We start from the raw sequence: 12632 nt of genomic DNA, 5'->3' as shown, positions 1-12632 counted from the left end.
GCCTCACCATAGGGATAGTTGAGTTCGGCTCTACCCGAAGCGGGGTTGTAGTCGATGCTGCCGCGCTCATTGGTGATGACCTGGATCAGATTGGCCATAGTGCCGCCACCTGCGATATCAGGGAAAGGAGAAGCTTCCCACGAGATGGAGACCGGCCCCTCAGGGTTGTCGTCGTCGTACATAACCGCGACACCGGGGCCGCCTTGTTTGGCACTGCAGTCGCGCCGCAGCAACGTTCGCGAGAGGAGGAAGTCGCCGTTGGTTCCGTATCCCTTACCGACCTGGTCATTCAACCGAGGCAGAGTGCCCTTCGCCTTCGCAGTGACCAAAAGAGAGGTGGTGTAGAACGAACCAGCAGCCATGAACACATAGTCAGCAACAACTGTCGTACGCTCGAGCACCGCACCCGACTCGTCGATTCTGTTGACCGACACCTCGAAGCAGTCTTGTCCGGACACCTCCCGGATTTCGGTCACCTCGTGCAGCGCACAAATCGTCACATTTCCGGTTGCCTCTGCGGCCGGCAAGTAATTGCGGTCGACGCTGTTCTTCGCGCCGGAATTACTGCCGTACGGACCTTCGCCGATCGAGTACGACGCAGGCGCACGCCCTCCCAACTCGTCACGGACGACATCCCAGTCCACACAGAAATCGTGAAGTACCGGTTCGCCACCGAAGTCCTCGATGTAGTCGAGCCAGGCGCGCGCGCCGCGGTAGTTGGGGTGGGCGAGTAGATCCGCGGGCAACGGCGAAGTGCCCAGCATCCCCTTCGCGCGGGGGTAATAAGTACGGTCCATCTCYCCGTAGTCGATCTGCGTAGGAAAGACCTGGACGAASTCCTGGCGCCGAGGCTGCGGGGTAAATGCACCAAATGCRAGCGACCCGCCACCGACTCCMGAGCCGTAGAGGGCRTCGATCCCATTGCCCCGCACTCGATCGATGAGACCGGGGTAGCGGTCGATGTGCGTGAACTTGGTCAGCGGATTAATCGGCGGATGATCTGCAAACCAGGCAGAGCGGCGATCAGGCTCGTTGATCGTGCAAAACGTGGAACCAGCGGGGTCGATCGGCCACCGGCGCCCGCGTTCGAAGACCGTCGTCCGTACACCCGMCTGCCCCAGTCGCARCGCAGCCACCGCCCCACCGAATCCACTACCGATCACCACCGCAGTCTTCTCTCGGCGCATCTGCACAGGCGTKTGCGCCTGCGCGCCCGCCGGCGACCCGAGAGCTTGACCAGCAGCGAACGCCCCGAGRCYGAGCGCGGCACCTCGAAGGGCGGATCGGCGATTCAGCGTTGACGGATAACGCGMTTCGTTGAYGGGCATGCCGGAAATGTACACGCTTTCGCACCTGATGGGAGGCCACCGCGACTCAAAAGTGAACTGCCCTAGCAATTCCGGACGGGACGCCGATGTTGCAAGCGGTTCACTCGCCTCRCCGTCACGCACCCAGTAGAGATGAAGCAGACCGTAACCGTCGACGCGCCGGGTCGGATCAGCCGTGTAGGACGCCGCTCGAGGRTCTGTTCTCCTCGCCGCGGCCCGCGTATTGAGTCGAGGCTACCGAGGTCCTACAGCCGAAAGCTCAGCGGTACAGGGAGCAATAGGCGTCGACGGACGGCACCTCGACCCACTTCGACCAACGATCGCCCCAGCGGTGCCGCCATGACCTGGTAATACGACACGTCCCCCGCTTCCTTATGCCGCTGGCGACATAGTTTCCTGAGACACCGCTTGCGCATCCGATGACCAAAATCACTGATACACAACATCACTCAAGACCATTCGAAGTCGTGCCTCATACCGCCCCTCCCGGCGCRTGCCACTCCCCCACACCACCGAACCGGAACACCCCGCAGCCGGCACCTAAATCCGCCGGCGCCCCACTTACCCCCAACAACCACCACTGGACATGCCATCGCCGCAGTTCAAAGGCACAAAGCGCACACCGGGACGCCCGAGCACAAGGCGCGATACCCCGTGGCAGGCTTAACGGTGGCACCAGGGCTGCGCACTGTACAACTAACCAATGAGGAGCTACGCCAATCGCCATCGCACACTGATCGTGTTCACCGTGATGGTTGTCGTACTGGGCTCGTTGTGGTGGACGAAATCGATCGCCTTCACCCGATCGCTAGCCATTGCCTTCAGTTCCGAACCGTCCGAGCTCGTTCCGCGCGGTGAACCTGCAGACATCACTCCCACAATCGTCGCCAGCGTCCCCTTCTTCGAAGAGACAGTGACCCTCGTCGCGGACAGAATCGTCAACACCCACGGCGGCAACACATCCGATTACGAATCAACCCTCACCATCACCGACACAACTGATTTCGCCGGAAAAGTCGTGACAGCGCGCGGACGAACACCGCTGGTCACCCAACGGATGGCGAACTACGGCGCACAAGCACTGAGCGAACTGATCAACGAAGCCACCTTCGCACGGACAGGCCAAGCAAAAGTTTCCTTCCTGGTGCTCACCGACTAAATCGCCGCCGCTGTTAGCAGAGCGCACAGCTCACCGACATCCACCCCACGCACGCGACAAAAACCAACACCAACCCCACCCCGAGCAGCACCCACCGCCAACGCCGCGCCGCTCCTGTTGCCGACGGTTGAAAACTAGTCCAGAACCGACGGCCCAAAACTAGACCACCCAACCAAGATTGAATGGGTGATTTCCATGGAAGACTTGGGCATCGATCAGGCACCCTTATTACAATGAAAAACTGTCGAAACGTGCCATCGCTACCAAACTCGGTATCGCGCGTGACACCGTCACCAACGCTCTGACCAGCGACGGACCACCGAAGTATCAGCGACCACCAGTCGAGTCCGCAATCAGCGCCGTAGAGCCGAAGATCAGGGCGCTGCTCACGCAGCATCCGACGATGCCCGCCACGGTATAGCCGAACGCATCTGATGGAGCGGGTCGATCAGCTGGCTACGTGAACGAGTCCGGGCAATCCGACCCGAATACGCCCCCGCCAACCCAGCAGACCGCCTCCAGCACGATCCGGGCCAGGTTGTGCAGTGCGATCTATGGTTTCCACCGGCGTCGATTCCGCTCGGCGGAGACCAGTCCGGCGCCCCGCCGGTGCTCGTCATGATTGCCGCGTTCTCCCGATTCATCACCGCGATAATGCTGCCCAGTCGGGTCACCACGGACCTGGTCGCGGGCATGTGGCAGCTGCCTCTCGCAGGATCTCGGTGCGATCCCACACCGTCCCTGGTGGGACAACGAGTCCGGTTTCGGCCGCCGCGGCCGGCTGACCGAACCGGTGACCGCATTCGTCGGAACCGTTGCCACGACACTGATCCAGTTCAAACAGTACGACCCCGAGTCCAAGGGAATTGTCGAGCGCGCCAATCAGTTTCTAAGAAACTTCATTCATGCCGGGTCGAACACTTCGTTCACCTGACGACTGCAACACCCAACTGACCGACTGGCTCGCGATCGCGAATTCTCGGGTTGTCCCCCGGACCGGCGGTCGCCCAATAGATTTGGTGTCCGTCGACACCGCGGCGATGCTGCCACTGCCGCCGGTTCCACCGCTCACCGCCGCATACTCGCAAATCCGTCTGCCTCGCGACTACTACGTTCGGGTCCACGGAAACGACTACTCGGTAGACCCCTGGGATCGGACACATGGTCGAGGTCGCTGCGGATCTGCGCCAGGTAGGGGCACTCGTGAAAGACGAGTACTGGCCAAGCACGAACGGCGATGGTCACGGGGCTGACCGTCACGGATCCACTGCATGTGGAATCGGCAGCACGACTAGCGGAGCAAGCCCGCAGCGACGGATGGAGCCACGAGGATTATCTCGCTGCCGTCTTATCGAGGGAAGTCAATCGTCCGGAACTCAAACCAGGATTCGATCAGCAGGATTCCCGACACGAAAATCGTTGGAGAAGTTCAACTTTGGCTATCAGCCCTCACTCAGCCGAGAAATGGTGGCATATCTAGGAACCGGAGTCTTCTTGACACAGGCACGCAATGTGGTGCTCTTGGGGCCTCCATGCACCGGCAAAACGCATCTGGCGATCGGGCTGGTAATCAAGGCGGCCCAGTCCGGGTATCGGGTGGCGCTCGCTACCGCGGTCGATTGGATGGCCAGACTCAAAACCGCGCACGTTGAGGGAAGGCTGCCGGCTGAGTTGGCGCGACTACGACAAATCGGGTTGATCATCGTCGACGAAGTCGGCTACATCCCGTTCGAACAGGACGCTGCGAACCTGTTTTTCCAGTTGGTGTCGAGTCGCTACGAGCATGCCTCACTGATTCTGACATCGAATCTGCCGTTCGGCCGATGGGGTGACGCATTCGGCGATCAGGCAGTCGCCGCCGCGATGATCGACCGAATCGTCCATCACGCAGAGGTTTTGACCTTGAAAGGGGCGAGTTACCGACTCAGAAACACCGGGATCGATACGTTGCCGTCCGTGAGAGCGGACAACGCGGCACAATGAATACATCGGCGTGGTCTAGTTTCCGTCCGTCGCGAATGGACTAGGTTTCGACCGTCGTTCACAGACCCGTTGGCCGGTGGGTTGTCCGTGATTGATCTCGGCGGTGATCCTGGGCCCGCCCGCTATACCCAATTGCCCCGGCAGAGATCGAACAACACAGAATCTGACGGCGAGTCGAGATCTGACGCAAAACCGGCAACCGGCCGGAAATTGGACCAGAACCAAATCCGATCCGTCAATGACGCCCTGCCTGCTCAGCGGTCGGCCCTTGTGAATTCAAAGCTCAATCCTATATATGAATATAGCTTGGAGTGCCCCGGCGTAAGGAGTAGGCAAACACTTGGTTCAATGCTGCAATGAGCAAAGAAGAATGGCCAATCTCGACTTGGAAGATCCTTATGAGTGCTGGTGCTCTTGGTGCTGCCTCCACTGCCGTAACTAGCGTCGCGATGTGGCTTGTCCTCTCCGGTCAGTTCTCGCAGGTTCAGTGGGGTCCAGCATCGGGTTGGGTCTTTGGCGCCGTCACTGTGCTTGCCGTAGGGGTGGCGTTGAGCCAGGCCGACCATGCACGTCGCGAGAGTCGCCGAGCAAACCGTCGTCTGCTCTATCAGATCGATGTAAAGCGCCGTTCAGATCAGATCGACGCCGTTTCCGACCTCTGGGACAGAGTCGGCCAGATCGAAGTACCGACGCTCTACATCGCTGATCAGATCCAGAGGTTCCTCCATGGGCGCATCAACGAGAACCAACTGTTCGAGCAATACCGCGAGTACGCGGACAAGCTAGTAACCGTCGAGGTCGCGTTCACCAAAGCACTAATAGTCGTCAACGAACCGAACGTGCAAGAACAAGTCGCTGCCACATACTGTGCGTTCGGAAACGTCAGGAAGACGGTAACAGAGGTGTACACGCAGGTTATTCATGAGAACACAGGCGACTATCCGTTGATTTACCGTCGTCAAAACGAGCTTGTCAAGCACCGTGAGCCGATGACGCGCGCCGCCAAGACCCACCTCGCATCGCCGATCGAATTTGTCGACGAGTGATGCTGCACTACGCGAGAGATGCCGAGCTGCTCGAGCTTGCCGACACATTCGAAGCCGAGGGCACCGCCGTGGTTTCAGTAGTGAGTGCGGACGGGTCAAAAACCGACACAGATCAGGGAGACGCCAGACGTCTTCATCCCCCTCCGCGCGAGACGGCCGGCATCCTTGGGCCTCACGCTAGGGACTGCCTGTAAGTGTTGATGACGGCTGGCCTGCCCCAAGGTTTCTTACCCATTTCGGTGTGAAGATCGAGCCTCGCTAAAAGGCTTCGATCCATGCCACGACCGTATCCGCCGGAGTTCCGATTCCGAGCCGTAGCCCTCGTCCGTGCCGAAAAACCGATCACCACCGCCGCTGATGTCATCCAAACCGGGGGCAGTCCCGCTACACCAACGGCCTCCAAGCCATCCTCGACCAAAACCTCAACGTCGACCTCCACGGCGCAAACCTCATCCCCTCATTCGCAGACACCGACAACACGTCATCGGCCGACCATCTCGCGAACCAAGTCGACCACGCACGTCGTCGCCCAGCCCGTCACAGGTACGGTCCACCGATGGGAGACGAAGAGAACAACTACGCCATCGGGAAAGACCACCGATACGGTCGCGATGAACGATGGCACGCTGGCGAAGCACTGGACAAGTACAAGAGTCACGTACGGATCGCACACGATTCCTCGGCAACGACAGACGGCAGCTACATCATCAAAGGCCCGCAATACTCGAATTGGAAGACCCTTAAACGATTTCGGGCCGAGGTCAAAGGAATGAAGGGCCTGACCGAACGCAAAGTCGCAGGCGTACTTCCCCTGACCGATTCGGAATCAACTCCGTCCGAGGTTTGGTATGTCATGCCCAAAGCGACCCCGCTGGCAGACCATCTGGAAAAATGCAGCTTCGACGACGTCGTCAGAGCTTTTGTCGTCCTCGCAGACACCCTTTCCACATTGACCGAGGGACCTTTCGCTGTTGCGCATCGAGACATCAAGCCGGACAACCTCTTCTGGTACAACGGAGGTCCCGTTCTGGCCGATTTCGGTATCGCGGCCTGGGCCGACTCGACCGGGACGGTGACCATGGAAGGCGACAAGCTCGGCCCGATGTACTTCCTCGCACCCGAAGCGCGATACACTTCCGGCGACGTCGATTGGCATCGCGCCGACGTCTATTCCCTTGCAATGACGTTCTGGTCAATCGCGGCACCGAGGCGAGTGACGAAGAAGAGGAAATCGACCGTCGCCGTACCTCCTCCTGGTCCGATATTGCAGACACAGGAACAGTTTTCGATGTTTCACTTCGGCGACTCCGACGCTGCCAGGCTCGACGTGCTGATGGAACAAGCGACGAACTACTACCCCAACCAGCGCCCGACATCGGCAGACTTCCGCGACGAACTCCTCACGTGGCTAGAGATGTTTCCCGGCACTCATGCTCCACCCGAGAGAACCACAAGCCACCAGGGATTCAGATCGCTCGTCAGGACCTTTCGTCGAATGGAGATCCACGAGAAGAATTTCCTCGAATCGATCAAAAGCGAATGCAACCTGATGGTCGGAAAGGTCAATTGGGACGAAACCGTTTCGGCCAGCTACGACCCCCGGCAAAAGCTCGACGCGGACCGGCTGCCCCGGCACTCTGCCATCATGGCCACCCACGGCCGTATCAGCGACGACGACTGGGACGGCACGCTCGTCCTGGCGTTACGCCACCCCGACGACCTCAGACGTCTCGTTGTCGGCGGCATAGTGACTCCGGAGGGAATGATCGACCTGATCGTCGAGTATCAGGAGCGTGTCGAGGGAAAATGGAAACTCGAATTCGACAACACCGTTCCCGCCCTGCTACTCGGGCGGTTAATCACCGACAAACAGATCCGGGACAACATCTCTGACGCCCTCAACGCGTCGACAACACTCGACGACGTCCACGCTGAGCCCCCACAGTGGGCCGGAGAGCGAGTCCTGTGACAGTGCCTGAACGAATCTCTACGCACGCCACCTCGTCGACTCTGATCTAACCGGAAGAACGCCGAAGCCCCGTCGACCTCACAGTCGACGGGGCTTCGAATATCAAAGGGCAGCAGTGGTTTACGAACGAGTACACTCGACGTCACTTCCCGAGCAAGGAATCTTCCCAATTCCCCTCGACCGCATCCACTCCGGATGCCGACCGCGCACGCACCGCGGCCCAGGACTCGATGTACGCCTCATCTTTCACACCATGCCAAGAGAGAGCAGCACCCACTGCTGCCGCTGAGTACGCCAAGGATTCCTCGATCCGCCTGGGCACAACACAGCTGCAACACCTGACCGACGCTGGCGTCCCTCCGCGAACACTGATCGCGCTACTAGCGGAAGCAGGAAGCATCATCCCCGATGAGAACATCCTCGCGATCCTTATGGCGATGCTCAGCCCCTACCGAAACCTCACCGGCACCGGTTCGAAAAGTTCGACCTTCCCAACGACGCCCCTCACTGAACGGTGATAGACCGGCTCAAACAACAAGGAATCGTGAAGTTATCAAGGCAAAAACCACTCACCATCACATTGAGAACAGTCTTCCTGCACTGAGCTCTCGTTCCCGCCTTCCCCCACACCGTGGCCGCACTGCGAACAAGATTCTCGTGCCCCGGCGGCTTAGTCCTCGGCTTGCTGCGGAAAGTTAAACCGTCAGCTCGCTCTCCCACTTGATGATCCGATCCACGATACGAAGGATCGCTCCCCTTCGAATCAAGCGGCTTCTTATATGCAGACTGCCGTTGACACCGTCCCGGAGCATGAGCCGAACGTGCCGTTGAACGCGCTTTCTTCGAACTCCTCGTCTGGTATCAAACGCAGCCAGATGGTAGGCGACGCTACTTTCCAAAGTATGCGCGCGTATATGGCTGGCGATCGCAGCCCGATAGCGTCAGCCTGCAATGCTAGACGGGTGAACTCGTTGCCAGGCGCTGCAGAGACCGGAAAACACCTACAGAACACCGCCCTCCGAGATTTCGGCCGACCATCTGAAGAGAACGTATCCGGCGGAGCGACCTACAGGCTACTTCCCCCCGCAGGACGCTCCAGTGCCCCCGCTCCTCAAGTACGCACTCGAACTCATCGGGTTGAAAGGCTATGGCCCTGCCGAAAAGATTGCGTGGTGGGTCGACTTCACGTTCAAAGGTGAGCAGTGCCAAATCGCTCACCAGATGTTCGGTGTCCGCATCTACCTGACCAATGACGCTCCAGAAGATTCGGTGCAGGACACACCCTGACTCTGATCTCGAAGCAGCTCAAGTCAGCAGTGAAGATCGTAGAAAAGGTGATCCTCGACGCGGCACCCGACGTGCTGGGTCGCGGCAATGCCACCGTGATCAACCAGCATCTGTCGCTCGAACGGGCATACCAGTACTTCCGCGAACGCGCACTCACTCCGACCTTCATCCCGGACGAGCACTCCGAACATCGCAGCCCCGACGGCACACTGCTCTCCACCTCGTTCGACAGCGGCCAGCATCAGATGAACATGAACGCCTTCCATGACATGGTTGCTGCAATCACGGCCTACCTCAGTCTGCTCGAGCACGACCTCGTCCGGGCTCTGGCGTTCACGGGATTTGATCCTGGCACCGGAACTTGTCAAGCGATTGAGTCCAGTGAGTGCTAAGCGGCTGCCGTTTCGGTCTGCTCGTTTGTGGCGTCGTCATGGTCGGGTTGGTTGATCCAGACGGCGTCCGGGAGGTCCAGAATCTTCGGCGCAACTGTGGTGCCGAAACGTTGTGGGTGTTGTTCGTGGGCCGCGGTGAGGACACTTCTTCGGTCAGCGGCCTTGTCGGCCGTGAGTCCGAAGTGAACATCGGCAGGAGAGTATGCATCCCCGATTCCGGTGTGCCGATGCTCGTGGTTGTACCAGTTGGTGAAGCGGTCCATGAATTCCCTTGCTGCAAATAGTGATCCGAACCGATCAGGAAACCCCGACCCGTACTTCAGCGTCTTGAACAGCGACTCCGAGAATGGATGTCGTTCGATACTCGCGGACGTGAGTGTGAGCGTGCCGCTTCGAGGTCCGCCAGGAGCGTCGCGACGGTCCTGCTGGTCACGGGCGCGGGCCACGGCCCCGTTCCCCAGCGAGAGACTGGGGTTACCGCCGACACAGCCTCCGGCGATCGCCCCGATCGACACGGGCGTCACCGAACCCTCCACAAGAGCGGTGGGCCAGAAGCCCTCGGTGGCCGCATGTAGGGCGGGTAGAGGGATCTCGAAGGACGGGCGACGGTCGTGAGCACCGCCGACGCCCACCCAGATCAGCCGCAGCGCCTTTCGTCGACGCCACCGGCGTACGGCCGGGCCGTTGAATCCGCGGACGCAGTGCCGGCCTTCAGAATCAGTGATCGGCGTTCCCCGCGAACCGTCAGCTTGGTCAAGCGACGGTGGAGCACGTACCGCATAGCGATGAGGATTAGGCGGGCGCTGAAACCGCTCAGTGTGCTTTCAGTGCTCGCCGCTCGCCGAGCAAGGGCCTGGGTCGAAAACTGGTTCTGGCCCACTTTCTGTGACGGCTCCACCCTTCTTGCCGCGTGTCATTAGGAGTGTGGGAGATGATCGTTCTAGTGTTCTGAGAACTGTTTGTGACCTGCGTGTACTTCTTCCGCATCTTCAAGGGTCAACATCGATTCGGTCGATGCGACCGCCGTCGGAGTCGGTATTCGTGCGTCGCCTTGCGGTTCAAGTCCATCCTGACCTGAGCGTGTCACCATCACTCCCCCGCGTCATCCGCCGTCACAGCGATGGTGTCGGGCATCAGGGAGGTTGCGCGGTGTTTCCAGATGTGATCAAAAACCGAATTCAGCGCATGATCGTCGCGCGACATATCGAGGCCCTCGTTCACCAACAGCGCTCGTGCGGTTGCACCGACCAGAACTGAATGTTCATTCTCGATTATGTTCACAACCTCGCGAGCAACGATTGTTGCGACCAAATCCAGAGTGGCCCCTCGCGCGGTGAAAAGGGCGTGCTCCGGATCAGCGTCTATTTGCAATGCGGCGAGGAGGTTTCGCGCACCGTTCCAACGCGGCGTCGTATGAGCGTGTGCAAATTCGCCAAGCGCTCTATTCAGCGCAGAGAGCCGTTTCCACCCAGCCGCATTGAGCCAATCCTTAGGCATTGTCGCGGCGCTGGCTTCAAGCTTTCGTGCCTTATCCGGTTTCTGATACGACACCTTCAAACGGGCCGTCTGTTCGAGAGTGCACCGGAGTGTAGCCATGGCGCAGTCATCGTCTTCGAGCCAGAGCCAATGCGCAGACCGAAGCGAGGACGCAATGAGAGCTGCCGCCGAGGAGATGGGAGGCTGCTGATCCTGGCTCCACATCGCGCAGAGCCCGCTCACCTCTGCAATGAGACGAATAGTCACGCCTCGGTGCCCCAGCGTCTCGAGCTTAAAGTCCTCACCACGTACGCGTTTCTCGACCTGCAGAGCTTCCAAAGCAGCGCGGGCGGCCTCGTGTCGATGAGAGAGGAATGCCAGCGTCGCCAACTCGTCATCGCGGTACAGCCGTCCTGCAGGACGGCGACCTGTGCGCAAGGCGGCATAGGTCGCCGAACGTCTCGCAAGTTGCGACAAGATGTCAGAAGCTAGTCCCTCATTGGGCAGCAATGGCATGAGCGTTGCGAGAGGCGGGGTGACTGGATGGTCTGGCACAGGGACAACAAAGCGCCGACGAGCCCACGGATGAGGCGGTTCGTCCGAAACGTCGTCGAGGATCTCGTCTGCTTCGGAGAATCGCTCAAGACTGCCGGTGCTCAGAAGGAGCTGAGCGAGGCGCTCGTTTCCCTGTCTCTTGAGCCGGGCAGCGGTGATGATCTTGATCTGGATTAGGCACAGACTTAGGGCGTCAGAAACGGACCCAACGGCGATTCCTGCATCGGAAGGGATCTTTTCAGGTGCGAGGAGTTCAACGACTTCCCACGCCATAGTGTTCCTACATTCGTCGGCGTGCATGATCTCGCTGAGGAAACCATAGACAACAGCTGGGCAAATTTCCGTCCCGTTCGCCAACAAAATGTGCTCATGCGGTTCGTCGGGCTCATCTGCGCTTGACGGTTCACCAAGATCCGCACCGTCGGCAAGATCCGTGAAGTCACCAATTCCCTGAGCGTCGTGTTCGTCGAGGTTTTCGGCAAACCACGACCAACACCGGGCAACGAAGTGTTGGACTGATTCGCCTTCGGACCTGTCGAGATCACCCACCGACGCGAGGTACCTGGTCCAGAACTCGAGTTGTTGACGCGCAATGGTCGCCGCTCCAATGACTTGGCCAGCCAGCAACAACCGAGCGGCCGCGATGCAGCTACCTACGCCCCAAGACAGGAGATCCACGGTTCTGACGGATTGCGAAAATGGAAGTCGCCGGGGTTTGAGATTGAGATCCATATGAGCTAGGTCAAGGTGCACCACAGGAACGATCGATTCGAGTGCCCGAACTCGGTATAACTCTGGGAGAACTGCAATGTTCTCCATCCGAACCGAATGCCTTGATATAAGTGCCTCGGCGAGTCGATCCGCTCCCAGGTCCGCCACTCTTTCGTAGTCTTCGACTGTCGTGGCGACTCTGCGGCCGCGTCGATCGCGTTTCAAGGCGGAGCGTTGCCGTTCTTTCGCAGTCGGTTCACTTCGTCCTTCCCTCCGCTCCGCCTTCCGGCGGCTATTTCGTCCCATCTAAACATTGTCCTGTCCCATCTCTCATGGGGTTCGGTCAGGTCTGCCAATCACGACGACGACTCCCTACAGCCCCTCACGTGGCAGCGGTCTGCCTGACATTACGAAGGGATAGAGGCCTGTCCTGACCGCATGAGCTGATCGAACGCTACGACCCCGCGTCAGAGATCACTTCGTGACGAATAGACGCTCCTACAACCGTCGTCCGTTCCCTTTGCTGATCCTCGAAGATGCGGACGCACGGCCGTACCGGACTGACACACAAAGTTTGGATTCCGGCGTACCGTCGCCCAGCCCGATCAGATCCGGCGCCGCGTCGTCGATCACATTGCAGGGCTGGGACCTGACTGCCGCTGCCCCGACGATAAACCCTCGGGTAGCTCAACATAGGCTTCTCAGTCGTTGCAGTGGAACGTACAC

The 12632-nt window shown here is 59.5% G+C and carries 10 protein-coding genes and 3 pseudogenes; 7 read left to right on the top strand and 6 right to left on the bottom strand.

The annotated features are described in order from the left end of the window. Both AC1DWA_RS18420 and AC1DWA_RS18415 read right to left on the bottom strand, forming a co-directional pair. On the bottom strand, window positions 1-797 hold a 797-nt coding region (locus AC1DWA_RS18420), incomplete at its 3' end, for a GMC family oxidoreductase N-terminal domain-containing protein (RefSeq protein WP_477916896.1). Window positions 798-1085: 288 nt separating this feature from the next. Beyond that, window positions 1086-1187, bottom strand: a pseudogene (locus AC1DWA_RS18415) (NAD(P)-binding protein); the annotation flags it as partial. A gap of 844 nt (window positions 1188-2031) precedes the next feature. Between AC1DWA_RS18415 and AC1DWA_RS18410 the strand changes: the two are divergent. From AC1DWA_RS18410 to AC1DWA_RS18390, 5 genes and pseudogenes are all read left to right on the top strand, one after another. Next, window positions 2032-2487: a hypothetical protein gene (locus AC1DWA_RS18410; RefSeq protein WP_477846737.1), complete on the top strand. Its 456-nt coding sequence runs from the start codon at window positions 2032-2034 to the stop codon at window positions 2485-2487. Between the two features lie 905 nt (window positions 2488-3392). Then, window positions 3393-3740: a Mu transposase domain-containing protein gene (locus AC1DWA_RS18405; protein ID WP_477846736.1), complete on the top strand. Its 348-nt coding sequence runs from the start codon at window positions 3393-3395 to the stop codon at window positions 3738-3740. Then, a pseudogene (gene istB / locus AC1DWA_RS18400) lies at window positions 3725-4470 on the top strand (IS21-like element helper ATPase IstB). The gene AC1DWA_RS18405 and the pseudogene istB overlap by 16 nt, the downstream one beginning before the upstream one ends. Before the next feature lie 356 nt (window positions 4471-4826). After that, window positions 4827-5516, top strand: coding sequence for a hypothetical protein (locus AC1DWA_RS18395; RefSeq protein ID WP_477846735.1), 690 nt, complete (start codon window positions 4827-4829; stop codon window positions 5514-5516). Between the two features lie 556 nt (window positions 5517-6072). Further along, on the top strand, window positions 6073-7485 hold the full coding sequence (locus AC1DWA_RS18390; RefSeq protein WP_477846734.1) for a protein kinase domain-containing protein: 1413 nt from the start codon (window positions 6073-6075) through the stop codon (window positions 7483-7485). Window positions 7486-7627: 142 nt separating this feature from the next. On the opposite strand, the gene AC1DWA_RS18385 is transcribed toward AC1DWA_RS18390, so the two are convergent. Beyond that, complete coding sequence (locus AC1DWA_RS18385; RefSeq protein WP_477846733.1) at window positions 7628-7807, bottom strand: hypothetical protein; 180 nt, start codon at window positions 7805-7807, stop codon at window positions 7628-7630. Between the two features lie 776 nt (window positions 7808-8583). Here AC1DWA_RS18385 and AC1DWA_RS18380 point away from each other — a divergent pair. Then, complete coding sequence (locus tag AC1DWA_RS18380; protein ID WP_477846732.1) at window positions 8584-8772, top strand: hypothetical protein; 189 nt, start codon at window positions 8584-8586, stop codon at window positions 8770-8772. A gap of 29 nt (window positions 8773-8801) precedes the next feature. Further along, window positions 8802-9164 (top strand): hypothetical protein, encoded by a 363-nt coding sequence (locus tag AC1DWA_RS18375; RefSeq protein ID WP_477846731.1) that lies wholly within the window; start codon window positions 8802-8804, stop codon window positions 9162-9164. On the opposite strand, the pseudogene AC1DWA_RS18370 reads toward AC1DWA_RS18375, so the two are convergent. The 3 genes and pseudogenes from AC1DWA_RS18370 to AC1DWA_RS18360 form a co-directional block, all read right to left on the bottom strand. Beyond that, window positions 9161-9597 (bottom strand): annotated as a pseudogene (locus AC1DWA_RS18370) (integrase core domain-containing protein); the annotation flags it as partial. The gene AC1DWA_RS18375 and the pseudogene AC1DWA_RS18370 overlap by 4 nt on opposite strands. Before the next feature lie 204 nt (window positions 9598-9801). Further along, window positions 9802-9945, bottom strand: a complete 144-nt coding sequence (locus AC1DWA_RS18365; RefSeq protein ID WP_477846730.1) for a hypothetical protein — start codon at window positions 9943-9945, stop codon at window positions 9802-9804. A gap of 308 nt (window positions 9946-10253) precedes the next feature. Then, window positions 10254-11927: a hypothetical protein gene (locus tag AC1DWA_RS18360; protein WP_477846729.1), complete on the bottom strand. Its 1674-nt coding sequence runs from the start codon at window positions 11925-11927 to the stop codon at window positions 10254-10256. Window positions 11928-12632 lie beyond the last annotated feature (705 nt).

Source organism: Rhodococcus sp. P4_F3_2 (assembly GCF_056401335.1).
Note: the sequence above shows the minus strand (reverse complement) of the source record. Positions and strands in the feature narration are given on the sequence as shown.